Origin of the sequence: Spirosoma sordidisoli (genome assembly GCF_004138325.1) — a bacterium.
Taxonomy (GTDB): domain Bacteria; phylum Bacteroidota; class Bacteroidia; order Cytophagales; family Spirosomataceae; genus Spirosoma; species Spirosoma sordidisoli.
The window spans coordinates 1-22,836 of the sequence record NZ_SBLB01000004.1 but is presented as its reverse complement, the minus strand read 5'-3'; the positions used below and the strand labels follow the sequence as shown (position 1 = coordinate 22,836).

The 22,836-nt window shown below is 54.7% G+C and carries 21 protein-coding genes and 1 rRNA gene; 12 read left to right on the top strand and 10 right to left on the bottom strand.

What is annotated here, in order from left to right:
- Positions 1 to 226 precede the first annotated feature (226 nt).
- Positions 227 to 2,032: an acyl-CoA dehydrogenase gene (locus tag EQG79_RS15080; protein WP_077921639.1), complete on the bottom strand. Its 1,806-nt coding sequence runs from the start codon at positions 2,030 to 2,032 to the stop codon at positions 227 to 229.
- Positions 2,033 to 2,183: 151 nt separating this feature from the next.
- Here EQG79_RS15080 and EQG79_RS15075 point away from each other — a divergent pair, with 151 nt between their 5' ends.
- Both EQG79_RS15075 and EQG79_RS15070 read left to right on the top strand, forming a co-directional pair.
- Entirely contained in the window at positions 2,184 to 2,717 is a 534-nt protein-coding gene (locus EQG79_RS15075) for a DUF2911 domain-containing protein (RefSeq protein ID WP_129602321.1), read from the top strand.
- A gap of 216 nt (positions 2,718 to 2,933) precedes the next feature.
- Positions 2,934 to 3,800, top strand: a complete 867-nt coding sequence (locus tag EQG79_RS15070) for a hypothetical protein (protein ID WP_129602319.1) — start codon at positions 2,934 to 2,936, stop codon at positions 3,798 to 3,800.
- A gap of 5 nt (positions 3,801 to 3,805) precedes the next feature.
- Here EQG79_RS15070 and EQG79_RS15065 read toward each other — a convergent pair whose 3' ends face one another.
- Complete coding sequence (locus EQG79_RS15065) at positions 3,806 to 4,711, bottom strand: SDR family oxidoreductase (protein ID WP_129602317.1); 906 nt, start codon at positions 4,709 to 4,711, stop codon at positions 3,806 to 3,808.
- A gap of 111 nt (positions 4,712 to 4,822) precedes the next feature.
- On the opposite strand from EQG79_RS15065, the gene EQG79_RS15060 reads away from it, so the two are divergent.
- Complete coding sequence (locus EQG79_RS15060; RefSeq protein ID WP_129602315.1) at positions 4,823 to 6,781, top strand: sialate O-acetylesterase; 1,959 nt, start codon at positions 4,823 to 4,825, stop codon at positions 6,779 to 6,781.
- A 75-nt stretch (positions 6,782 to 6,856) separates the two neighbouring features.
- On the opposite strand, the gene EQG79_RS15055 is transcribed toward EQG79_RS15060, so the two are convergent.
- The 3 genes from EQG79_RS15055 to yidD all read right to left on the bottom strand — a co-directional run bounded on the left by EQG79_RS15055 (position 6,857) and on the right by yidD (position 8,017).
- Positions 6,857 to 7,258, bottom strand: coding sequence for a DUF4174 domain-containing protein (locus tag EQG79_RS15055; RefSeq protein WP_236648752.1), 402 nt, complete (start codon positions 7,256 to 7,258; stop codon positions 6,857 to 6,859).
- Positions 7,259 to 7,326: 68 nt separating this feature from the next.
- Positions 7,327 to 7,704 (bottom strand): co-chaperone GroES, encoded by a 378-nt coding sequence (locus tag EQG79_RS15050; protein ID WP_077921631.1) that lies wholly within the window; start codon positions 7,702 to 7,704, stop codon positions 7,327 to 7,329.
- 103 nt (positions 7,705 to 7,807) lie between these two features.
- Positions 7,808 to 8,017: a membrane protein insertion efficiency factor YidD gene (gene yidD / locus EQG79_RS15045; RefSeq protein WP_206445598.1), complete on the bottom strand. Its 210-nt coding sequence runs from the start codon at positions 8,015 to 8,017 to the stop codon at positions 7,808 to 7,810.
- Between the two features lie 98 nt (positions 8,018 to 8,115).
- On the opposite strand from yidD, the gene lgt reads away from it, so the two are divergent.
- Both lgt and EQG79_RS15035 read left to right on the top strand, forming a co-directional pair.
- A complete protein-coding gene (gene lgt / locus EQG79_RS15040; RefSeq protein WP_129602311.1) occupies positions 8,116 to 8,949 on the top strand; it encodes a prolipoprotein diacylglyceryl transferase in 834 nt (277 codons plus the stop codon).
- 166 nt (positions 8,950 to 9,115) lie between these two features.
- Entirely contained in the window at positions 9,116 to 9,733 is a 618-nt protein-coding gene (locus EQG79_RS15035) for a transposase (RefSeq protein ID WP_129602309.1), read from the top strand.
- Positions 9,734 to 9,840: 107 nt separating this feature from the next.
- Here EQG79_RS15035 and EQG79_RS15030 read toward each other — a convergent pair whose 3' ends face one another.
- Both EQG79_RS15030 and EQG79_RS15025 read right to left on the bottom strand, forming a co-directional pair.
- Positions 9,841 to 10,776: a carbohydrate kinase family protein gene (locus EQG79_RS15030; protein ID WP_077921624.1), complete on the bottom strand. Its 936-nt coding sequence runs from the start codon at positions 10,774 to 10,776 to the stop codon at positions 9,841 to 9,843.
- Positions 10,777 to 10,845: 69 nt separating this feature from the next.
- Complete coding sequence (locus EQG79_RS15025; RefSeq protein ID WP_077921623.1) at positions 10,846 to 12,231, bottom strand: MFS transporter; 1,386 nt, start codon at positions 12,229 to 12,231, stop codon at positions 10,846 to 10,848.
- 122 nt (positions 12,232 to 12,353) lie between these two features.
- On the opposite strand from EQG79_RS15025, the gene EQG79_RS15020 reads away from it, so the two are divergent.
- Positions 12,354 to 13,790: a BamA/TamA family outer membrane protein gene (locus tag EQG79_RS15020; RefSeq protein ID WP_129602307.1), complete on the top strand. Its 1,437-nt coding sequence runs from the start codon at positions 12,354 to 12,356 to the stop codon at positions 13,788 to 13,790.
- 244 nt (positions 13,791 to 14,034) lie between these two features.
- The gene (locus tag EQG79_RS15015; protein WP_129602305.1) at positions 14,035 to 15,999 is read left to right on the top strand and encodes an SPFH domain-containing protein; all 1,965 of its coding nucleotides are present in this window, start codon (positions 14,035 to 14,037) and stop codon (positions 15,997 to 15,999) included.
- A 54-nt stretch (positions 16,000 to 16,053) separates the two neighbouring features.
- On the opposite strand, the gene EQG79_RS15010 is transcribed toward EQG79_RS15015, so the two are convergent.
- A complete protein-coding gene (locus tag EQG79_RS15010; protein ID WP_077921618.1) occupies positions 16,054 to 16,509 on the bottom strand; it encodes a DUF2147 domain-containing protein in 456 nt (151 codons plus the stop codon).
- A 126-nt stretch (positions 16,510 to 16,635) separates the two neighbouring features.
- Between EQG79_RS15010 and EQG79_RS15005 the strand changes: the two genes are divergently transcribed.
- On the top strand, positions 16,636 to 17,229 hold the full coding sequence (locus EQG79_RS15005) for a hypothetical protein (protein WP_077921616.1): 594 nt from the start codon (positions 16,636 to 16,638) through the stop codon (positions 17,227 to 17,229).
- Positions 17,230 to 17,299: 70 nt separating this feature from the next.
- On the opposite strand, the gene EQG79_RS15000 is transcribed toward EQG79_RS15005, so the two are convergent.
- Both EQG79_RS15000 and EQG79_RS14995 read right to left on the bottom strand, forming a co-directional pair.
- Positions 17,300 to 18,370: a branched-chain amino acid aminotransferase gene (locus EQG79_RS15000; RefSeq protein WP_077921614.1), complete on the bottom strand. Its 1,071-nt coding sequence runs from the start codon at positions 18,368 to 18,370 to the stop codon at positions 17,300 to 17,302.
- Positions 18,371 to 18,475: 105 nt separating this feature from the next.
- Positions 18,476 to 19,027, bottom strand: coding sequence for a cob(I)yrinic acid a,c-diamide adenosyltransferase (locus EQG79_RS14995; protein ID WP_129602303.1), 552 nt, complete (start codon positions 19,025 to 19,027; stop codon positions 18,476 to 18,478).
- A gap of 150 nt (positions 19,028 to 19,177) precedes the next feature.
- On the opposite strand from EQG79_RS14995, the gene EQG79_RS14990 reads away from it, so the two are divergent.
- The 4 genes from EQG79_RS14990 to EQG79_RS14975 form a co-directional block, all read left to right on the top strand.
- Complete coding sequence (locus EQG79_RS14990) at positions 19,178 to 19,687, top strand: hypothetical protein (protein ID WP_077921610.1); 510 nt, start codon at positions 19,178 to 19,180, stop codon at positions 19,685 to 19,687.
- On the top strand, positions 19,680 to 20,894 hold the full coding sequence (locus EQG79_RS14985) for an S-adenosylmethionine:tRNA ribosyltransferase-isomerase (RefSeq protein ID WP_129602301.1): 1,215 nt from the start codon (positions 19,680 to 19,682) through the stop codon (positions 20,892 to 20,894). The genes EQG79_RS14990 and EQG79_RS14985 overlap by 8 nt, the downstream gene beginning before the upstream one ends.
- A gap of 94 nt (positions 20,895 to 20,988) precedes the next feature.
- Positions 20,989 to 22,287, top strand: coding sequence for a tyrosine--tRNA ligase (gene tyrS, locus EQG79_RS14980; protein ID WP_077921606.1), 1,299 nt, complete (start codon positions 20,989 to 20,991; stop codon positions 22,285 to 22,287).
- A gap of 434 nt (positions 22,288 to 22,721) precedes the next feature.
- Positions 22,722 to 22,836: ribosomal RNA gene (locus tag EQG79_RS14975) — 16S ribosomal RNA — on the top strand; the annotation flags it as partial.

The following is a 22,836-nucleotide window of genomic DNA, read 5'->3' as shown; positions in this document are numbered from 1 at the left end:
CTAACGTAATAAATGATTGACACCTAAAAAGAGTCAATCAGACAGCTCTGAAAATGCCAAAAGAACCCTTACCTACAGGTTCTTTTGGCATATTAGTCGGTCGATACGCCCTGCTGATGGACCATTCAGCGGCTGTACAAAGGGGCGTGACTTACAGCTAAATCCAGCTAAAAACAGAGGTGACCTATTTCAGACTGGCCGAAGAGGTATGGCTGACGATTGCGCGTTACAGCGCCAGTTCTTTCTCCGAAACGATCGTTAAGACTTCGGGGTCTTTGAGTCGCTGCGCCAGTCCCAGCGTTTTGGGAACCTCGTAATGGAAATAGAATTTCATCGTATGAATCTTGCCTTCGTAAAAAGCCAGATCGTCGCCCTCCGGATTCTTGGTAAGCAGAGCCTGTCTGGCCACTACGGCCTGCTTGAGCCACTGCCAGGCTACTACTACAATGCCGAATAACTCCAGAAACAGGGTAGCATCGGCCAGGTAGCGTTCGGTATCGCCTTTCATGGCGTGGGGCATCAGGCTCACGAAAACATCCTGCGTCCGTTTCAGCTCACCGGCGAGTTGGTCGCCGTAGGGCTTTAGGTCATCGAACAGGCTGGCGTCGGCAATAACCTTGCTGATCTCGGCGAAGAGCAACTGCGGAGCCTTTCCCCCCTTCATGGTCATTTTACGACCCAGCAAATCCTGCGCCTGAATACCCGTTGTTCCTTCGTAGATGGGTGTAATGCGGATATCGCGGTACAGTTGCTCTACCGGGAAATCTTCTGTGAATCCGTACCCGCCAAAGGTCTGCAAGCTTTGGCTAACCGACTGCACGCCCATCTCGGACGGAAAGGATTTGGCGACCGGCATGAGCAGATCGAGCAGCAGGAACGCATTTTCCTTTTCTTCGCCTTCGGCCACCCGGCTGATGTCATAGAGCCGGGCTGCTTCGAGCAGCAGCGACAACGACCCTTCGGTTACCGACTTCTGGAAAAGCAGCATCCGGCGTACGTCTGGGTGGTTGATGATAGGGGTCTGGGGTGCGTCGAGCCGGTTTTTTTCGTTCAGCCGACGGCTTTGCGGACGTTCTTTGGCGTACTGGAGGGCTGCGTAATAAGCCGCCGTTGCAATAGCCGCTGCTGTCATGCCAACGCCGATACGGGCTTCGTTCATCATCTGGAACATATAAGGCAGTCCCTGATGCGGCTCGCCAACCAGGTACCCCAGGGTGTTGTCGTTAGAGCCCATGGTAAGGTGCATGGCCGGTACGCCTTTCTGCCCCATCTTATGGTAAACCCCCGTTGACTGCACATCGTTATCGACGAAAGCGCCGGTCTCGTCGGGGCGGTACTTCGGAACTACAAACAGGGAGATGCCCTTCGTCCCCTTGGGCGCACCGTCGATGCGGGCCAGCATCAGATGGATGATATTTTCGGCGGCATCGTGGTCGCCAGCCGATATAAACACCTTTTGTCCCTTGATCTTGTACGTACCGTCGGGCTGTGGGGTGGCCGAAGTCGTCACATCGGACAGCGATGAACCGGCCTGGGGTTCGGTTAGTGCCATAGTACCCTGCCATTTGCCGGCCAGCATCTGGGGAACGTAGAACTCGTTCAGTGCCGGCGAGCCAAACGACGTAATCAGGTGAGCGGCTCCCGAGGTCAATCCGGAGTACATCATGCCGTTGTTGGCAGCCATCAGGATGAATCCTACCAGCGAGCTGATCATCTGTGGCAACTGCTGACCGCCCTGTTCGAAGGAGAAACCAGCGCCGATCAGCCCTGCCTCGCCCATAGCATGCATGAACTCTTTTACCTTTGGGTGAACGGTTACCTGCCCGTTCTTCAGCTCAGGCTGGTTCTGATCTACCTCTTTCAGGTAGGGGTACATCAGGGTATCGGCAATATAGGTGGCCGAGTCGATAACGAGATTGAATGTTTCACGATCGTGCGCACTGAAATACTCGTATTGAGTTAACTCGTCAGCGTTGAAGACCTCATGGAGCAAAAAATGCAGGTTACGTTTGCTGAAATAAGTAGTTGCCATGCCAAAAGAGAGTTGAAATTGGTATGCGTGCATACTGTTTATGGGGTAAAAATACCAAGTTTTGCGGTAATCCTCATACCGATGCCCAAAAACTATCGTTTACTTTGTGCAGTTTACATTGCAGTACATTAAACCAACCAACATGTCACACATGAAAAATTTAATTGTTGCCTGCGCGCTTCTGTTTGCCGCCGTTTTTCAGGTCCAGGCGCAGGATAAAAAACCACCCGCAAGCCCCAAAATAACGGCTGAAAGTCCGGACAAAAACATTACCGTTGTATATGGCCAGCCTTCTAAAAAGGGTCGGGTAATCTTCGGCGCAGACGGCTCGAACAGCCTGGAAAAATACGGCAAAGTATGGCGCACGGGCGCTAACAATGCCACGGAGGTGACGTTCAAAAACGATGTCATGTTTGGCGGTAAAATGGTGAAGGCGGGCACGTACACCCTGTTTACCATTCCGGGCGAAAAAGAGTGGAGCGTTATCCTGAACAGCACGCTGGGTCAGTGGGGCGCTTACGAATACGAAAAGACCAAAGCCACTGATGTCGCTTCGGTAAAAGTGCCGGTGTCGTCCACCAAGACGCCCATCGAGAAGCTAACCATTACGCCTTCTAATAGCAGCATTACAATTGCCTGGGACAACGTAACCGTATCGGTACCGGTCATGAAACACGGTAGTTAAGCCGTGGCCGACGGGGTGATAATTCCGTAGAAACTACTCAAGCGAACCCCGTTCCGAAACGAGCGGGGTTCGCTACGTTTAGGGGGGAAATTGCTTGAAAAACTGAGCAGTGGATAAATAGGTAGCTTTTTTTGCGACATATGCATAAAAAGTAGCGTAAATAGTTAACAAACAATCCTTTATCGTGTTACTTTGCGAAACGCTAACCACAACCGCATGATGAAACGCTACTTAATGTATATACTGTTCGGTCTGGCCGTATTACCCGCCTACAGCCAGGGCATTACGGATTACTACCGGTTGCCGGATCGCGTTCATCAGTATGACCGGCTTCTGCTGAAATACGGCGGCCCAACGGTGCGTGACCGCTGGTACGTCGCCCTCGACGGGTTTCTGACAACCAACCGCGCTCAACTCGATAATTCGTTTGGTGGCCTGATCGAAAGTGATCGCATTATCCGGGCTGGCATGGGCGGAGCTATTGGCTGGTCGCATCGGGAGCGCTGGGCTGTTGAAGCTGGCTACGCCCGCATGCCTATTCAGACGCAGGTATCGATCAGCAACGCATCTTACCCGATCAACTTTCGTTATCAGACCATTGGTGACGCCTTTATGCTGCGCGGCAAACGGCGCGTGCTGTCAACCAGCGGCCCCTGGCTTCGTTCTGGCTTCTGGCTGAGCGGAGGAATCTGGGTGCTGCCTAACAGTGGCCAGCAGGAAGGCCGTTTTTCGTTGTTGGGATACCGGTACCGGGGCCGCAGCGAAACGCCCGACACCCTGCGCCTGGTTAGCAATACCAATGCCGCCAGCCGCCCAACCGCCGTTGCCGAACTGGGGGCCGAGTATAACGTTCGGCTCAGCAACAGCCTGGACCTGGGTTTTTCGGTTCGCAAACGCTGGGGTTTAAATCCGGCCCTGACAACGGATGTTCGTTATACGGTTAACCAGTCGGCTCCTCAGGAGGCTCAGCTGATCAGCCGGGGATCCGGTATGAACTACGGCCTTACCCTGCGGTACACGCTCGCTATCCGGCGCACGGTACCCGACGTGCTCGATGTACAGGGCAAGCCACGAATTCGCTGAACGTATCAGAGCCAGACCGACCGATAGGCGTCGGCAAACTGCCTGAACGTGATGGGAGGGCGACCCAGCAACTGGGCCGTTTCTTCGGTAAGCCGCGCTGCCTTGCCCAGTTTCGAAACCGTATAGAGCGCCGTCATCACGAGCGTAAAGCCCAGCGGGTTCTTCTCTCTCCTCCACTTTTGCCAGATAAACCGGATAATCGACGGGTTGCGATAGGTGATTCTGTGCCCTACTACCCGGCTCAATATCCCGGCTATTTCATCATAAGTCAGCGCTTCGGAGCCGGTGAGCTCATAACCCCTGTTTTGGTAGGCCTGGGTCGGGTTCGTCAGCACCAGCTCCGCCACGGCGGCAATATCCCGCACGTCCACAAAACTGGTACGCCCCCGACCGGCCGGTATGAAAATCTCGTGGCGGTCCTTGATCTCGTCACGATGGGTAGTGCTCAGGTTCTGCATAAAAAAGCTGGGTCGCAGAAAGGTAAAAGGTAGACCAGCCTCTACAATAAGTCGCTCGATTTTGTGGTGGGGCGTGACCGGATTATTCTCAACCCCCTGCAGCGACAGAAACACCACATGGCGTACGCCGGCCTGCTTCATGGCCTGTACAAACGGGGCAAAATACCGATCGACATCAGCTAGTTGAGGGGGCCTGACAAGGAGTACGCGACTAACGCCGGCCAGAGCAGCCGCAAACGTACCGGGGTCGGTAAAATCAAGGCGAACAAACCCGTCGGGCTGTACAGCCGTATCGGTTTCCGTGTCGACGCGACTACGCCCGCCCGCTACCACGTCGCGCGTGGTCCGATCGGGACGCAGCATCAGAAGGCGAAGGGTCTCCAAACCGACATTCCCACTGGCTCCGGTGATCAGGATTCGTTCGGCCGGCGTCTGATTCGTTGTTTCAGTCATTGCGTTTCGTTGAAATTACTGAACAAGCGGCTTGTCTGGTGAGGATAAAAGCGTCAGTTTCGCTTTTCTGTCCGGGAGCTGCACGATTATATCTATAAAATGCTGAAACGAATGAAAGGTTTTAAAGGTGGCCTGACAATACTGGCCTGGCTACTTGTGCAGGTAACCTTTGCGGAGGTTCGCTTACCAGCCGTATTTGGTTCACATATGGTTTTGCAACGTCGAAAGCCCGTACCGGTCTGGGGAACGGCAACCTCGGGCGAGAAAATTACGGTTACGCTGGCTAGTCAGACAAAAACCGTAAAGGCGGGAAAAGATGGGCGCTGGCGTACTACGCTGGATCCGATGGAAGCGGGCGGGCCGTACCAGCTGGTGGTGAAAGGGCCTACAAATACGGTTGCGTTTGATGATGTGCTGCTGGGCGAAGTATGGGTCTGCTCGGGCCAGTCGAACATGGAATGGCCACTTCGCATGGCCGCCAACGGCGAAAAAGAAATCCGAACGGCCAACTTCCCGCAAATCAGGCAGCTGGGTGTCAAAAAGGCAATGAGCCTGACGCCCAAGGCTGATCTGGAAGCCGAATGGACGGTGTGCAGCCCGGAAACGGTGCCAAACTATACGGCTGTGGGCTACTTTTTTGCCAAGCAGCTGCAGAAAGAGCTAAACGTACCCATTGGGTTGATTAATACATCCTGGGGCGGTACCCATTCCGAAACCTGGACCAGCCGGGCCGCATTTGAGCAGGACAGCAGCCTGCGAGTGATCGCTTCCAGGCTGCCGGCCACCTACGAAGAAGTAACCCAACGGGGACGAGACCGGCTTCTTAAGCTGATTCAGGACCGGCAGGGGGGCTTGCCAACGGCCGCTGACGAGCAAATCTGGGCCAAACCCGATCTGGATGCTTCGTCCTGGAAGTCGATGAACGTTCCGGCCGACTGGGCAGGGCGGGGGTTACCGGTACTCGACGGCGTAGTCTGGTTTCGGCGTGAGGTGATCGTTCCGGAGGGGACTCCGCTGGCAAAAGCAACCCTGCGTTTCGGCTCGGTCGACGACCGCGATTCTACCTACGTGAACGGCCAGCTGGTTGGCAGCAGTAAAGGCCTGGACCCGCGCGCCTATGTACTTCCCGAGGGTTTGCTGAAGCCGGGGCGTAACGTTATTGCCGTGCGGGTCGTTGACGAGGGCGGAGCGGGTGGCTTTATGGGTGATCCCGAGAAAATGCGGCTCTCTATCGGCAATACGGATCTGCCGTTACAGGGCGCCTGGCAATATCGGGTGGCTCATGTGTTTGCGTCGTCGTATAAACCCGGCCCGAACTCACACGCGACCCAGCTTTTCAATGCCATGCTGAACCCACTCATTCCGTACGCCATTCAGGGGGTTATCTGGTACCAGGGCGAGTCGAACGCGGGGCGGGCCTATGAATACCGAAAGTCGTTTCCGCTGATGATACGCGACTGGCGACAACACTGGGGCGATGAGTTTCCGTTCCTGTTCGTTCAGTTGGCCAGCTTCAACTCGGCCAACGGTAACAGTCGGCAGGGCAGCACCTGGGCCGAACTGCGCGAGGCACAAACCATGGCGCTGAAGCTACCCAAAACCGGGATGGCGGTCACGTCTGACATCGGCGACCGGGATGATATTCACCCCCGTAATAAACTGGATGTAGGCCTCCGCCTGGCGGCTGAAGCGATGCGGGTAGCGTACGGAGATGCTCGTGCTGTATCGCAGGGACCGATGGTCGAGGGGATGACCGTAGCCGGAAATCGGGCTGAACTAACCTTCCAGAATACGGGCGCTGGCCTGATGGCAAAGGATCGGTACGGGTATGTTCGTGGATTTGAAGTGGCCGGTGCCGATCAGAAGTTCTACTATGCCAAAGCGGAGATAAAGGGTAACGCAGTTATCGTTCAGAGCGATTCGGTAGCGGTGCCCGTCGCCGTTCGGTACGGCTGGGCCGATGACAACGGCGATGTCAATCTCTACAATCGGGAGGGCTTCCCGGCCGTGCCTTTCCGCACCGACACCTGGAAAGGTGTTACCGAAGCGGCAAAGTTCGAGAATCAGTAGGAGAGTTTAAGGGAGGGTGGCTGACCCACATGAATCTCACGTGTCAGCCACCCTGAATAGACAATCGGCTGGTTGTTAAGGTTTCTTCGCTTCCTGCCTGCGCATCGGCATGCTGTCGATGAGGTTGAAAAGCTCTTCGGCCGGAACGGGCTTTTTGTAGGTCTGCTTAATGCCACCATCTTTCCCGATCAGCCAGCCCATGTAATCTTCGTGGGGAACGAGTTTAAACTCGCTCTGCATCAGAAATTGCCGATCCGGCTCCTGAAGATCGGAGGCTATCAGGACAATGACGTCCAGATCCCGTTCGGCCATGGCTTCTTTATGTTCGTGCAGGGCCTCCTGCTGGTCAATCAGGTAGTGCTGGCCGGGGCTACCGCTGCTGGCATCGCGCCCATACAGCAACAACACACGCCGGTGGTCTTTCTTTTCGTTCAGTATCGCCTTAAGCGACTTCCGTTGATTCGCTACGCTTTCCATAACAAGGGTTAGCACTATTAGCAGTGCTGTCAGACTCACTAACCAGCGGTTTTGCATAGTGTTTGGCGCTACAGTAAATCTTCAGATCGTTCCAGCATCAGGATGGAGGACTGGGGCACAATGACATACTGCTCGCCTTCGTACTGTAACTCAACGGCGTTGCGTTGCAGGTATAGTGCTATATCGCCCTCCTGAGCCTGAAGCGGCATGTACTTTACTTTTTCTTCGGTCTGTTTCCAGGGTTCATCGTCTGTCGGAGCCGGAATGGGATAGCCGGGCCCTACCTTAATAACGTAACCCGACTGAACCTGTTCTTTTTCCTGAACGGTTGGCGGCAGGTAAAGCCCACTGGCGGTGCGATCGCTGGGGTCTTTCGGTTTGATCAGCACCCGATCACCGACTACAATCAGGCGCTTGAGTTTATTGTCGGCAGTGATTCCAATCATCGCATCATTCGTTGCTACATGTGTGAAAAATAGGGGAACAACAATCAGGCAATTCAGATCAACCGTGTCAAAATGACAGCCCGCTGCGTCAATGTGGCGACCGTCAGGGCACCGGATCATGTCCGTGTCCCCCCCAGGGATGACACCGACCGATGCGCTGAATACCTAACCAGCCCCCCCGAACAGGCCCGTGTTTCTGAATGGCCTCAATCATGTATTGCGAACAGGTGGGGGTGTAGCGGCAGGCGTTGGGGAAGTAGGGCGATACCATGGCCTGGTAAACCTTTACCGATCCGATCAGAATACGTTTCATCATTGATTCGTTAACAGCAAAACGGGCAAAAACTTTCCGGCAATCTGTATCTTTGCCCACCGTCGCTTGTGTCAGGCCGGCTTTGACTTCAATTCGTTATGCTCCAATACGTTATTTGGGACGTTGACCCCGAACTATTTCACATCGGTTCTTTTTCGGTGCGCTGGTATGGCCTGTTGTTTGCCCTGGGTTTCCTGATCGGGATGCAGATCATGACCTACATCTTCAAAAAAGAAAACAAGCCCGTAACGGATACCGACACGCTGCTGATTTACATGGTCGTTTCAACCATTCTGGGCGCCCGGCTTGGTCATTTCCTTTTCTATGAACCCGAAATCCTGCTGAAAAATCCACTCGAAGTCATTTTGCCGCCCTACCGCGGTCTGGCCAGTCACGGCGCTGCGGTCGGTATTCTGACCGGACTGTGGCTCTACTCGCGTCGGAAAAATAGCCAGGCTACCGGACAGACGTTTTTCTGGGTGACGGACCGGATCGCCATTACCGTGGCGCTGGCGGGCGCCTGCATTCGTTTCGGAAACCTGATGAACTCCGAGATCGTAGGTCGGCCAACGGATGTGCCCTGGGCGTTTATCTTCATGAACAATGCCGAATACGAAAAGATACCGCGGCATCCGGCTCAGCTATACGAGTCGATTTCGTGTCTGATTCTCTTCTTCATCCTGCTCTGGTTCTGGAACCGGAACAAAGAGCGGACGCCGAGAGGCAGTCTGCTGGGTATTTTTCTGATCTGGGTATTTACGCTCCGTTTTTTCTACGAATACCTGAAAGAAAACCAGGTGGCTTTCGAGAACAACATGGCCCTGAACATGGGTCAGATTCTGAGCATTCCGGTGGTCCTGCTGGGTGTCTACTTCCTGTTCAGGAGCTACCAGCAAAAGACTACTCATCGCGATACGGTCAGTGTAAAATAGAATCGTCGACAGGAAGATATACGCAAGAAAGAGGGCCTCAGGGCCCTTTTTTGTTGATTCGCGCAAACGGATCTTACGTTTACTAAAAAGTATGTAAGCACCGATTCTGGGTTCCGGTATATTGCTGACCGATAATTTGTTCATTGATTCCTAAATCTGATTGTCCATGAAAATCAACTCGTACGCAGGGCTGGCCGTACTGGTGCTGGCCGTTTCGCTGACCGGATGCGGTAACAAGGAAGAAGAAAAGAAAGACGAAGCCTCCGTATCGGCCATGGGCACGATGGACGCTATGAAAGAAATGGCAGCACAGGCCGAAGAAATGGGGAAAAACGGACCCGTAGAAACGGTTGATTTCCGCTCGCTGAAAGAGTTGCTTCCCGAAGAGGCCGACGGACTGACCCGTAAAGAAGCAACCGGTGAGAAAAACGGAGCCGCTGGCTTCACGGTCTCGACGGCAAATGGAAAATACGCCAATAGCGACGAGAGCGAAACGATCGAGATAAGCCTGGTCGATGGCGGTGGCTCCGCCATGATGATGGGTTTGGCCGCCTGGTCGATGATTGAGGTCGATAAGGAAACCGAAAATGGCTACGAGAAAACCAGCACGATGGGTGGCAATAAAACGTACGAGAAGTACGACAATGCCGATAAGTCGGGCGAAATAGCGATGCTGGTCAACAAACGATTTATCGTCACGGCCAAAGGCCGGGGCGTCAGCATGGAGAAGCTCAAAGCCACGCTGGACGACGTCGACCTCGCCAAACTGGCGTCGTTGAAATAACCCGAAAAGCCTGAAAAGCGAAGGGGCCTGCGACCAGTGCCCCTTTTTTCGTTGGTATGGAATGCTGGACCTGGATCGAGGCAGGCTAAGCCCAAAAGCGCAGTTGGTTAGTAAAGATCCTCCCGGTTGATGTGTTCGGGAAGGGGACCCTGCCGCGTCAGTTTCATTTTGGCGAGGGCCGCTCCTACGTGGGCGCAGTTGGCGGGAGCATAGCCGTCGAGGTAAGCGGTCAGGAAACCGGCCCAGTATGCATCTCCGGCGCCCGTAGCATCGACTACATCGACCTTACGACCGGGGACTCTGGCCTGCTTGGCACCTTTGTCATACGAGACCAGACTGCCATCGGCACCCAGGGTCAGGCAGACTAACGACGCGCCCATCCGGTGAAAATCAGTCAGTACCGTCTCGGGCGACTGAGGTCCTCCATAAAGCCGGGTTACGTCGTCTTCGCTGACCTTTACCAGCGGACCAGTTTTGAAATAGTCGGTCAGGATGCGCCAGGCCTGATCGCGGTCGGGCCAGATGGAGGGGGCGTAGTTGGCGTCGATACTAACCTGACAACCAGCCGCATGGGCTCGCCGAGCCGCATCGACGATAGCATCCTGGGCAGGTTGGCGACTGAGCGCAAAGCAGGTAGTATGAAAAATGTCGGCCTGGGCCAGCAACGAGTCGGGAAGTTGAGCAGGCTGTATACACCGATCGGCCATGCGGTAGGCTACAAAGTCGGGTGTTCCTGCCGTACGGGATACCACAACGATACTCGACGGTTCGAACGGATCGGCAACAACGTACTGCGTATCTACGCCCGCTTCGGTTACTTCCCGCGTCAGATACCGGCCAATGTTATCATTGCCAACGCAGGCAACCAGCGCCACTTTATTACCAAGCCGGGCCATGTTGGCAGCCATATTGGCCGGACTTCCACCCTGGTACCGTCTGAAATCCTGGGTATCGAGCAGGCTGGTTGATACATGGTGACCAATAAAGTCGGCCAGCAGTTCACCGACAGAAAGCAAAGCGTAGGGACGGGGTGGGGTAGTCATGTAACAAACGGATTGCGGCCAGGAAGCGCTCCCGGCCGCAATCGCAAATGTAAAGAAGAGTTTGAAAAATCAATGCCCGCCGGGGCCAAGTGGGAACGCAGCTTGTTCGCTGGCGCGGGTTTCTTTTACCAGAAAACAGGCGCCTGCCCCGCACAACAGCAGTACGCCCGCCAGTGCCAGTGCGTTACGCGGGTCACTGCCCAGTAGCGGCCCGTAGATAAACTTAACCGTGACGTTGTTGATGATCTGGGGCACTACGATGAACCCGTTGAAGATACCCATATAAACACCCATGCGCTGTTTGGGAACGGAGTTAGCCAACAGCACGTAAGGCATCGACAGAATAGAGCCCCAGGCCAGTCCCACGAGCGCCATACCAAAGGCGAAGATCATTTTGTCTTCTGATAACAACATTGACAGAAAACCCAGCCCACCAATGCTCAGGAAGAGCGCATGGGTGGCCCGCCGACCTATCCTGTCCGCAATGGCCGGAAGCAGGAATGAGATCGTGAAGCAGCCTACGTTGAAAATAGCGAAGCAAAGGCTACCCCACTGCGTACCTTCGGCGAAGCCCAGCGGATTGGTTTTGGCGTCGGGCGCGTTGAAGGCGTGGCGCGCAATAGCCAGCGACAGAAACTGCCACATGAGCGGCAGCGCATACCAGGTGAAGAACTTAACCCACCACAGCTGGCGCATGGTTTTGGGCATATCGCGCAACGCGTGAGCCAGCTCCGTGAACATCCCGCTGATGCCTGCCCCTTCCTGCTTTTGCTTTTCGAACTCCGCCATATCGTCGGGCGGGTACTCGTCGGTGGTGTAGATCGTCCAGATTACAGCTGCAATAACCGCAATGCCACCGATGTAAAACGAGTATTTTACGAAGTCCGGAATGCTGCCCCCATTGCTGGTCTGCATCAGGGTAATGCCGAAAATGGGCAGAATATACGGCATGAGGTTGGCCAGGGTCTGTCCGAAACCGACAAAAAAGCTCTGCATCGCAAAGCCGAGCCCCCGTTGGTCCTCGTTGAGCTTATCGCCGATAAACGCCCGAAACGGCTCCTGCGTGATGTTGAGGCCGGTGTCCAGAATCCACATCAGGCTGGCCGCCATCCACAAAGCCGATGAATTAGGCATCAGAAACAGGGCCAGGCTCGTTACAATAGCACCGATCAGGAAGAAGGGTTTCCGGCGGCCCCAGCGTGGCGACCAGGTTCTGTCGCTGATCGACCCGATGATGGGCTGAACGATCAGGCCGGTTACAGGACCAGCCAGCCACAGGATCGGAATGTTGGCTTCGTCGGCGTTCAGGTACCGGAAAATAGGGCTCATGTTTGCCTGTTGCAGCCCAAAGCCATACTGTATGCCGAAAAAGCCGAAACTCATGTTCCAGATTTGCCAAAAAGTTAGCCGGGGTTTTGTAGCCTGTGTCGACCGCTGGATTTTTTCGGTTTCCATTTACAATGCAGGATTTGAAGTAAGCGTCGTAGTTTTAATGAATGGGCAACAATTATACGCAGGGTTTTGCAGGATAGGCAGATAATCTTGTCTTATTTTTTTGAATTGATGTACTTTTGATAATGATTCCGAATGTGTGGCTGCCTGTTGTCCTGATGCTGACGGGGTTCCTTCTGATCGGGCAGATGGCCCTGGCTAAACCAGCTACCGACTCAACCCGATCCGTAGTTGTACAGTCGATCGTGCTACAGGGAAACGAGCGTACCCGAGATCGGATCATACGACGTGAAATGACGCTGCACGTTGGCGACACCCTCCAGCTGTCCAGCCTGCCCGGCCGTATTGCCTGGGACCAGCGTAATATCAACAACACGAACCTGTTCATCACGGTCGATATACAGACCCGGCTCACCCCCTCGGCCGACACGACCCAGCCTGCCCGACTCGACCTGACGGTAGTCATGAAAGAGCGCTGGTATCTCATTGCCTACCCGGTCTTCGATATTGCCGACCGAAATTTCAACGAGTGGTGGTACGACCGGGGGCGCGATTTTCGGCGGGTTATTTACGGCGGTCGGCTCAGCTACCGTAACGTGACGGGCAACAACGACCGGCTACAGCTCATTCTGGAGCGCGGCTTTCTGTCCCGAACGGTATTATCCTACGCCATGCCCTACGTTGACCGGGCGCAGAAAATAGGCCTTCGCCTGGACCTCAGCTACCAGACAAACAAGGAAATACCGTATCGGACACTGGCCGATAAGTGGGTGTACACCCGTTCGGAAGACGTCTTGCGCGAAAGGGCTTTTGCTGCCCTTGTGATGACCTACCGGCGTGGTCTTTACCATTACCATACCATCGAGACGCGCTACACACGCAATACCATCAGCGATACCGTGGCCCGGCTCAATCCCGACTACTACCTCGATGGTAGCACGCATCAGCGTTTCCTCAACATGAGCTACAATTACCGCTACGACCGGCGCGACAATGTAGCCTATCCACTGCGGGGAACGCTGTTTACCGCGTCTATCGGTGCAAGCGGGCTGCTGCCCAACGATAATTTTCACTACCTCGAAACGCTGGGTTCGCTTACGCACTACTGGCCGATGGGGGGGAAGTTCTATGCCGCAACCAACCTCCGCGGGCGCTCGGCATGGCCCAACCGGCAGCCCTACGCGGTACTGCGCGGACTCGGCAGCGCCTACGATATGGTACGTGGGTATGAGTTGTATGTGGTTGATGGCCAGCGGTTCGGTATATGGCGCAACAGCTTTCGGTACCAGCTGTTCAACACGGTGAAACAGCTGAACTGGTTGCACATCAGGCAGTTCAATACGCTGCCCATTGCCGCTTACGTTACGGCCTTTGCCGATGCGGGCTATGTCAGCAGTACGGTGGCTGAACAATACCAGAGCCAGCTGGCCAACCGCATGCTGTTCGGTACGGGTATGAGCCTCGATATTGTTACCTATTACAACATGGTCCTGCGGTTTAGCGGCACCCTTAATGCGCAGGGCAGAACCGGGTTCTTCTTCAACCTGGCGCAGGAGCTGTAGGCATTCCATTCATCCAGGTCCCTATCCAGTCCGGCCATGTCGCGGCCGATCATCCAGTTTGCCTGTGCCTGATTAGGTGGTATAGATACCTTTACGGAGTCAAATCGACACTCATTTCTGACTCCCATGTAGACGCCCCGTCTTCATTTCTGCCGCCCGTACCTGTCTGGCCAGGGCGATCGAAGCGCCTGATTCGCTTCCTGTTCTCCGTTTATTTCTTAACCAGTTAACACATCATTGATCGATGGAATTTCTACCGTTTTTAGCCGGCTGGAGCTGGCTGGTTGTGCTTGTTATAGCCGTTGTGCTGTACAAGTGGGTACTGCGCTTTCTGTTCGGGATGGTCATTGTGCCCGAAAACCGGATTGGTCTCGTAACCAAAAAATACGTGCTGGTCGGTAACGACCGTGGGCTGCCCGATGGTCGGATCATTGCCACCAAAGGCGAGGCTGGCTACCAGGCCCAAACGCTGGCGCCTGGTCTGTACTGGTGGCTCTGGCCCTGGCAGTACGGGATCGACATGCAGCCATTTACGGCGGTGCCGGAAGGGAAAATTGGCCTGGTTCTGTCAAACGACGGGGCCGAGCTGCCAACGGGAAACATCCTGGCCCGCCGTGTGGATTCTGACAACTTCCAGGATACAGAGCGATTTTTGTCGGGCGGAGGGCAAAAGGGGCGGCAAACGTCGGTGCTGACGCCCGGTACCTACCGGATCAACACGTATGCATTTACGGTTACGATTGCCGACATGACCGTCATCCGGGAAAATATGGTCGGTATCATAACCACCCTCGATGGCGCTCCGCTGCAACCGGGCCAGATTGCCGGCCGGAATATTGAGGGACATAACAACTTCCAGAACATCGACTCATTCCTGCAAAGCGGTGGTAACCGGGGGCTTCAGCCGCAAGTGGTTCTGGCTGGTTCGTATTACATCAACCCCTGGGCGGTGCAGATCGAAGAAATTCCCATGACCGAAGTGCCCATTGGCCATGTAGGCGTGGTCATTTCATACATCGGCGAAGACGGCGAAGACCTCACCGGCGCTGCGTTTAAGCACGGCAATATTGTTCGGAAAGGATTCCGGGGGGTCTGGATGGAGCCACTGGGACCGGGCAAGTACCCGATCAATACCTATACCATGAAGGTAGAAGGGGTGCCAACCACGAACCTGGTGCTGAACTGGGCTAACGCCCGCTCGGAGTCGCACAACCTCGACCGCAACCTGTCGACTATTACGGTACGGTCGAAAGACGGGTTCCCGTTCAACCTCGACGTGGCGCAGATCATTCATATTCCGGCCAATGAAGCGCCGAAAGTGATTGCCCGCTTTGGCAGTATGAATAACCTCGTATCGCAGGTGCTGGAGCCGACCATTGGCAACTACTTCCGCAACTCGGCTCAGGATTCGGATGTAATTGCGTTCCTGAGCACCCGGAAAGAACGACAGGAAGCCGCCCGCGATCATATCAAGCAGGTACTGGAAATCTACAACGTCAACGCCGTCGATACGCTCATCGGTGATATTGTGCCGCCCGACAGCCTGATGAAAACGCTGACCGACCGTAAAATCGCGCAGGAAGAAGAAAAGACCTACGAAACACAGCGGATGGCGCAGGAAAAACGGCAGGGTATGGAGCGGGAAACCGCCCTGGCCGACATTCAGCGCGAGGTCGTAAAGGCGCAGCAAAGTGTTGAAATTGCGCAGCGTACGGCCGATGCCGCCGTTAAGAAGTCAGAAGGGGAGGCCCGTAGTCTTAAGCTGCAGGTTGGGGCCGAGTCGGAAGCCACCAAGATCCGGGCCGAAGCCAATGCCGAAGCCCGGCGCCGTCAGGCCGCGGCCGATGCCGAAGCGACCAAACTAACCGCCGATGCCGAAGCCGAACGCATTGCCAAAACCGGTACCGCCGAAGCCGAAAAAATTCTGGCCATTGGCCGGTCAACGGCCGAAGCCTACGAACTACAGGTTCGGGCCATGGGCGACGAGAACTTCACCCGCTTCAAGATTACGGAAGAGATCGGCAAAGGCCAGATTCGTATCATACCTGACATTGTTATCAACGGTAGTGGCTCCGGCACCGACGGCTCGCTGAACGGGCTCATGGGCCTGAAACTCCTCGAACAGATCGAAGAACGTAAAACCGGTACGCCCACCCGCATTGTCGACGTCGTTCCTAACCAGGATGTAGCAGATAAACCGGGCGAGTAAACCCGGGTGAAGGCACGGCCACTGTTGATACACAACCGGCGGTGGCCGTGTTTTTTAGGGAACCCGCGTCCAGGTAATGGTTTTGCCCAAAAACCGCATGCCCATCATGTAGCCATGTACTTCCATCGTATTGGCATCGCGAAGGGTTAGTTCGCAGCCGTACGTTTTGCCATCTTCGGGGTTATAGATCTGGCCATCGCCCCAGACATTGTTGCCTTTGTAAAGCAGGTTGGTCATGATCGGCAGGTTCAGCAGCGGCCGATGCCGAAGATGAACCTGCGGGTTGAGCTTATCGAGTTTAGGTTTGCTGGTCGAGACGTCGGTAGGCTCGAGCATCCAGACCAGTTTGCCGAAGTAGCGGTCTCCGTGTTTGTAGATCAGAACCTGGTTTTTCTTTTTAGAACTGAGCCAGCGCCCGACCACCGCATCCGGGTTATCGGCCGGGGCGGCAAACGCCAGAGCAGGAATGACCAGAAGAACGAATAGAAACCGTAAGCGTACTGTGTTCATGAACCGGCGTCGAGTAAAAATGGGTGACTGACTACTAAACGAAAAAAAAAGGACACTTGCTATACAGAGGCCCATTACCGGGTTCGTGGACGTACCTTTGTGTCGATCAATTAATAGTCCAGTCGAATGATCCGGTTTATTCTTCATATTGGCATAGCCACACTGTTTGCCACCTTACAAGCCTGCAATAACGGGCAGAAAACCACCAGCCAGCCGGCCGATTCGGCAACGGCCGGTCAAACCCAGCCCAATCCGGCTGTCGATTACGCGGCCGAACCCATAACGGGTCGACTGGCCAGCCTTGGCCTCACCCGCGACAGCCACTGGCGGGGCATCAGCCTCGGTGACGATTTTTCCTCGGTGAAAACGACCGAGAAAGGCGAAGCGTTTGAGAACGACGCCCGACACGTAGGGTACACGGTCGAGTTTCCGAGTCTGGAAAGTATGGATGTGCTGTACTACCAGCAGAATGGAAAGGTGTCGACCATTACCGTCGACCTGTTCCTGAACAACCGCGTATCGGTTGATGGGTATAGCAAAGAGCTGACTACGTACTTCACAGCCCGCTACGGGGCGGCCAGACTAAGCAACGGCAGCACGAACTGGAACGGGCCGACTGGCGAGCAGGTCTCCCTCCGCGATGTCTCGAAAGGCAAAGATTTTGGCCTCAAAATTACCATAGCCCCCGCCGGGCAAACCCCGGTGTCGGCCAGGAGATAGGTATAGCTACAAATAAGCCGGCCCCGCTCTACACAGTGTAAAGCGGGGCCAATTTGTTTATACAGGCTGACTAAATCTTATGCACCCAGCCAAACTCATCAGCTATTTTGCCGGTGCGAATATCGGTCAGGTGGTTCTTCACCCGAACGGCAAACGAATCTTCGGGAGCGAACTCGGGCAGCATATGGTCTTTGCCGTTGTAGCCGATCAGGGCGTAGGGCGATACGACCACAGCGGTTCCTGCCCCGAACGCTTCGGTGAGCCGACCGGTTTCAATCCCATTAATTACCTCGTCGATCGACACGGGCCGTTCTTCGACGGTGATACCCCACGAGCGGGCAATCTGCAAAATGGTATCGCGCGTAACCCCTTTCAGGATCGAGTCTGAGGTGGCAGGGGTTACCAGTTTGCCATCGATCATGAACATGATATTCATGGTGCCTGACTCTTCGATGTATTTATGCTCGCGGGCGTCGGTCCAGATCAGCTGATCGTAGCCCTGTTGTTGAGCCAGGAGCGTGGGGTATAACGAACCGGCATAGTTACCGGCGCATTTGGCGTAGCCAACACCGCCCGGTGCCGACCGGATGTATTCCGTCTCTACCTTCAGCTTGGGCGGGGTCGTGTAGTACGCACCAACGGGGCAGGTGAAAATGCAGAACCGGTACGTTTTAGACGGAGCCACACCCAGGAACGTGTCGGTAGCAAACATATACGGCCGGATGTAGAGCGAACTATCGGGCTGGGAGGGTACCCAGTCGGCATCGACGCGTAAAAGTGCTTCCAGACCGCCCATGAATACTTCTTCGGTCAGGGTTGCCATACACATGCGTCGGGCCGATTCGTTCATCCGTTCGAAGTTGGCGTAGGGCCGGAACATCAGCACCTCGCCCGCTTCGTTCTTGTACGCTTTCATACCCTCAAAAATCGACTGACCGTAATGAAGCGACGATAGAGCCGGGCTTAGCGTGAAATTGTCGAAGGGCACAATCATCTGATTCTGCCACTGACCATCTATGAAGTCGGCCACGAACATGTGATCCGAGAAATGTTTACCGAAGGGCAGGTGATTGAAATCCACCTCCTGAATGCGAGAGCGTTCCGCTTTCCGCAATTCAATCTGCAAGACGTCCGTCGTCATAATCAGCGTGTTGGTTAATGAGTTAGAAGACGAATTGTCTTCTGCGACAAAGCTAAAAAATTAGATTGAGGAAAGTTAGTTGTTAAGACAACTTTCTTTTCCTGTTTATTTCCGGGGTTTCCAGGCTACTTCTTCCGCTCCCAATTCTTGTGCCATTTTCCGGCTTAGTACGAAGAGGTAATCAGACAGGCGGTTGAGGTATTGAATAACCAGTGGATCAACGGGGCTGCTATCGTTCAGCGCAATGGTCAGCCGTTCGGCGCGTCGGCAAACGGTTCGGGCCAGGTGGCAGAACGATACCCCTTCGTGACCGCCCGGCAACACGAACGCCCGCAACTCAGGCAGCTCGGCATCCATCGCATCCATGGCCTCTTCGAGGAGCGTAACATCGTTGGGCACGATGGCTGGCATGGCCTGCTTCGGTGCTTTTTCCGGATCGGTGGCCAGCTCGGCTCCAATCGTGAACAGTCGGTCCTGTATTTCTTTCAGAAGGTCTTTCCGGAGCGCATTAACGGCCTGATCGCGCACAAGGCCAATCCAGGCATTCAATTCATCGACAGTACCATAGGCATCGATTCGTAAATCGGCTTTGCTCACCCGCCGGCCACCAATCAGGGCCGTCTGCCCTTTGTCCCCTGTTTTCGTGTAAATCTTCATACAGTTCTATAAACCAAATTCTTCCACAAACGGCTAAGCTAACGGATTTACTCCGTCCGGGCCGTACCTTTGCGCCCTGATTTTATAGAGCTGGCCAAATCTGCATAGATCATTCACTGGCTGGCTCGTTCACTCATCTGTACTTTAGTAATGAAAGCCGGTACTTTTTTCGTCCGCGTCTGGCGCATCCTGTCCATTCTCGGTTTGTTGTTTGCGCTGTTCAACAGCTATATATCGTATCCTGCCGAAGTGGCCGTTCGTTTCGATGAATTAGGAACGGCTGTTCAGTACCTGGACCGGGAAACGCTGTTCTACATAGCCGTTGCTATTTTCCTGATCAACAATACGCTGATCAACGCGGTGGCCCGCCTGTTTCCGCGCGTACCCGCCAGCAAATTGCCCATTCCCAACCAGGCTCTCTGGGCCGCCCACCGAGATCAGCTCAATGAGGTTGTTGTCAACTGGTTTTACGCCCTTATGGCGGCTATCAATACCATACTGGGCTTGTCGCTGCTCGTCATATCCCTGCTCAACCGGTCTGACCGGGGTCAACTGGCCATGGACTACGCGTGGCTGATGCCACTGAGCACCGTTATTTTGATCGTTGTGCTGGCTGCCTTGCCGGTCCGTCTGTTCATGAAACCCACCGCCGATGACTGAAAATAACCCCTTGTCGTTGAGCCAGTTTCAGTATGATCTGCCCGACGACCGAATTGCCCGCTTCCCGCTGGCCCGGCGCGACGAGTCGAAACTGCTCGTCTACCGGTCAGGTCAGATCAGCCACGCTACATTCAGGGATTTGACCGACTGGCTGCCCGCCGACAGTTTTCTGGTATTTAACAACACGAAAGTCATACCGGCCCGGCTGCACTTTACCCGACAAACGGGGGCTGTGATCGAACTGTTTCTGCTGAACCCATTTCCAGCCGATCAGCCCATTACCGCTGCCATGGAAGCAACCGGCTCGGCCGTGTGGCAGGGAATGATCGGTAACCGGAAACGCTGGAAACCCGACGAAGCTCTCGAGGCCGATATACCAACTCCGTCGGGCCCGGTCAGGCTTACCGCAACCTGGCATGACGCCGGTCAGTCGGCCGTTCAACTGAGCTGGCAGCCGGCCGAACTTACGTTTGCCCAGCTGATCCAGTACGCGGGCGATATACCGCTGCCGCCTTACCTGAAGCGAGACAGCATCGAGGCCGATCGGGTAACCTACCAGACCATCTATTCCGAGAAAGAAGGGGCTGTTGCCGCCCCCACCGCCGGACTCCATTTTACCCCGGCGGTGTTCGACGCTCTGGCCCGGCGGGGTATTGAGCACGATTACCTGACCCTGCACGTAGGAGCGGGTACGTTCCAGCCTATCAAGGTAGCCGACGTACGCCAGCACCATATGCATACCGAACAGGTAGTATACACGCGAACTATCGTCCAGAAAGTCCTGGCTCATCGCGACCATCTGATTCCGGTTGGCACTACCTCTATGCGATCGCTCGAGAGTCTGTACTGGATGGGTGTTCAGCTCCTGCGGAACGAGTCCGATCCGTTTCGGCTCGATCAGCAGTATGCATACAGCCTACCCGTGGCCGACCATCCGCCGGTGGCCGATGCGCTCGAAGCCGTGCTGGACTGTATGATCCGTACAAACCAGGAAAGTATTGTCGCGCACACGGGCATCTACATCACCCCTGGCTACGAGATGAAACTTTGTAAAGGCATTATCACCAACTTTCACCAGCCCGGTTCGACGCTTATCCTACTGATCTCCGCGCTGATTGGTGATGACTGGCGTTCCGTATATACGGAAGCTCTGGCCAACGAGTACCGCTTTCTGAGCTATGGCGACTCATCGCTGCTGTTGCCATAAACCACTAATTTTGCAAACCTAAAAGGAACGAGACCAAGGAAGAGGAGGATTCGATCGCCTTCCATCCGCTCGTCTACTCATTCGCTGATTGTTTATGAATTTTATTGAAGAACTGCGCTGGCGTGGCATGCTCAATGATATGACGCCCGGCACCGAAGAGCAACTTAGTAAGGAAATGACCGCTGGCTACATTGGCTTCGACCCAACGGCGGCTTCCTTACACATCGGAAACCTGGCCACCATCATGCTCCTTGTCCATTTCCAGCGGGCCGGGCATAAACCGTTTGCGTTGGTGGGGGGGGCTACCGGTATGATCGGCGACCCTTCGGGCAAATCGGCCGAGCGCGAGTTCCTGGCCGAGGATACACTCCGACGCAATCAGGAAGGCATCCGGAATCAACTGACCAAGTTCCTCGACTTCGATAGTGGAGCGAACTCGGCCGAAATGGTCAATAACTACGACTGGTTCAGGGAAATTTCCTTCCTTGGCTTTCTGCGCGAAGCCGGGAAGCACCTGACCGTAAATTATATGATGGCGAAAGACTCGGTAAAGAAGCGGCTGGAGACCGGCCTTTCCTTCACCGAGTTTTCGTACCAGCTCTTACAGGGCTACGATTACTACTGGCTGTATAAGAACAAAGGGATTCGTTTGCAGATGGGCGGGTCAGACCAGTGGGGAAACATAACCACCGGCACTGAACTGATCCGGCGTAAGGAAAGCGATGCCGGCAACCCATCCGATGATCAGGCATTTGCCCTAACCACGCCACTCGTCACCAAAGCCGACGGAACCAAATTTGGCAAGTCGGAGAGCGGTAACGTCTGGCTCGACCCTGCGCTCACCTCACCGTACCAGTTCTACCAGTTCTGGCTCAATGCCGCCGATGCCGACTGTGCCCGGCTGATCCGGGTTTTCACCCTGCTCTCCCGCGAAGAGATCGAGGAGTTGGAACGTCAGCATGCCGAAGCCCCGCACCTGCGGATACTACAGAAAGCCATTGCTAAGGACGTAACGATTCGGGTACACTCACAGGCTGGTTACGAACTGGCCGTTAAAGCGTCGGAGGTGTTGTTTGGCAAGGCCACGCTCGATACACTACGTTCTATCCAGGTCGATGAATTTGACGTCATCTTCGAAGGGGTGCCCCAAACGGAGGTATCGCAGGAAGAGCTGAGCAATACCAAAGACATTACCGACCTGTTATCGGTAGCCAGTCGGGGCGAAGTCTATGCATCGAAAGGCGAAGCACGTCGGGCTATTTCCCAGAATGCAGTCAGCATTAACAAAACAAAACTGGCCGATCCGGGTGCTCCGGTGCCTGCCGAGTGGCTTCAGGACCGGTATTTACTGGTTTCGAAAGGCAAGAAGAACCACCTGCTAAAAAAAGTTTAAACTTTTTTCGTCGGATAAGTGGCTGAGGTTGGGCCACTTATCCGATGGGCGGGGCCAGAGCTCCCAACTATTTTTCCGCCAGGGCTTGACAGAGGCCAAAAAGCGCCCTACCTTTGCAGTCCCAAATCGAGAGAAACAGGGCGCTGATCCAAAGCAACACGCTAACGGTCAGTGAGTTACGAGTAACAAACTGACAATCAATACCCAAAAATATTTTCAGTTTTTACTTGACAACCGGGAAAAAAGACGTACCTTTGCACTCCCAAACAACGAGACACGGAGCGGCCACCGAGCCAACCACTTCTCACCACGCTTCGGCCAACGGGCCAGGCGAACAGTTCTTTGACAAACGGGCAGCACATTATCATTCAGTCCTGCTCACTTCGGTGAGCCGGTTGAACAAGACAGTGAGTCACTGACTCACACAATTATTTACGATGGAGAGTTTGATCCTGGCTCAGGATGAACGCTAGCGGCAGGCCTAATACATGCAAGTCGAGCGGGTCGCAAGACCAGCGGCAAACGGGTGCGTAACGCGTAAGCAACCTG

What these genes read in the sequence shown, in the direction of transcription:
- EQG79_RS15025 (WP_077921623.1), bottom strand. Translation starts at nt 12,231, where the DNA reads ATGGAAACCGAAAAAATCCAGCGGTCGACACAGGCTACAAAACCCCGG.
- EQG79_RS15075 (WP_129602321.1), top strand. Translation starts at nt 2,184, where the DNA reads ATGAAAAATTTAATTGTTGCCTGCGCGCTTCTGTTTGCCGCCGTTTTT.
- EQG79_RS14985 (WP_129602301.1), top strand. Translation starts at nt 19,680, where the DNA reads ATGACTGAAAATAACCCCTTGTCGTTGAGCCAGTTTCAGTATGATCTG.
- EQG79_RS15010 (WP_077921618.1), bottom strand. Translation starts at nt 16,509, where the DNA reads ATGAACACAGTACGCTTACGGTTTCTATTCGTTCTTCTGGTCATTCCT.
- tyrS (WP_077921606.1), top strand. Translation starts at nt 20,989, where the DNA reads ATGAATTTTATTGAAGAACTGCGCTGGCGTGGCATGCTCAATGATATG.
- EQG79_RS15030 (WP_077921624.1), bottom strand. Translation starts at nt 10,776, where the DNA reads ATGACTACCCCACCCCGTCCCTACGCTTTGCTTTCTGTCGGTGAACTG.
- EQG79_RS15070 (WP_129602319.1), top strand. Translation starts at nt 2,934, where the DNA reads ATGATGAAACGCTACTTAATGTATATACTGTTCGGTCTGGCCGTATTA.
- EQG79_RS15050 (WP_077921631.1), bottom strand. Translation starts at nt 7,704, where the DNA reads ATGATTGGAATCACTGCCGACAATAAACTCAAGCGCCTGATTGTAGTC.
- EQG79_RS14995 (WP_129602303.1), bottom strand. Translation starts at nt 19,027, where the DNA reads ATGAAGATTTACACGAAAACAGGGGACAAAGGGCAGACGGCCCTGATT.
- EQG79_RS15000 (WP_077921614.1), bottom strand. Translation starts at nt 18,370, where the DNA reads ATGACGACGGACGTCTTGCAGATTGAATTGCGGAAAGCGGAACGCTCT.
- EQG79_RS15035 (WP_129602309.1), top strand. Translation starts at nt 9,116, where the DNA reads ATGAAAATCAACTCGTACGCAGGGCTGGCCGTACTGGTGCTGGCCGTT.
- EQG79_RS15020 (WP_129602307.1), top strand. Translation starts at nt 12,354, where the DNA reads ATGATTCCGAATGTGTGGCTGCCTGTTGTCCTGATGCTGACGGGGTTC.
- EQG79_RS15005 (WP_077921616.1), top strand. Translation starts at nt 16,636, where the DNA reads ATGATCCGGTTTATTCTTCATATTGGCATAGCCACACTGTTTGCCACC.
- EQG79_RS15065 (WP_129602317.1), bottom strand. Translation starts at nt 4,711, where the DNA reads ATGACTGAAACAACGAATCAGACGCCGGCCGAACGAATCCTGATCACC.
- lgt (WP_129602311.1), top strand. Translation starts at nt 8,116, where the DNA reads ATGCTCCAATACGTTATTTGGGACGTTGACCCCGAACTATTTCACATC.
- EQG79_RS15015 (WP_129602305.1), top strand. Translation starts at nt 14,035, where the DNA reads ATGGAATTTCTACCGTTTTTAGCCGGCTGGAGCTGGCTGGTTGTGCTT.
- EQG79_RS15055 (WP_236648752.1), bottom strand. Translation starts at nt 7,258, where the DNA reads ATGGAAAGCGTAGCGAATCAACGGAAGTCGCTTAAGGCGATACTGAAC.
- EQG79_RS15080 (WP_077921639.1), bottom strand. Translation starts at nt 2,032, where the DNA reads ATGGCAACTACTTATTTCAGCAAACGTAACCTGCATTTTTTGCTCCAT.
- EQG79_RS15060 (WP_129602315.1), top strand. Translation starts at nt 4,823, where the DNA reads ATGAAAGGTTTTAAAGGTGGCCTGACAATACTGGCCTGGCTACTTGTG.
- yidD (WP_206445598.1), bottom strand. Translation starts at nt 8,017, where the DNA reads ATGAAACGTATTCTGATCGGATCGGTAAAGGTTTACCAGGCCATGGTA.
- EQG79_RS14990 (WP_077921610.1), top strand. Translation starts at nt 19,178, where the DNA reads ATGAAAGCCGGTACTTTTTTCGTCCGCGTCTGGCGCATCCTGTCCATT.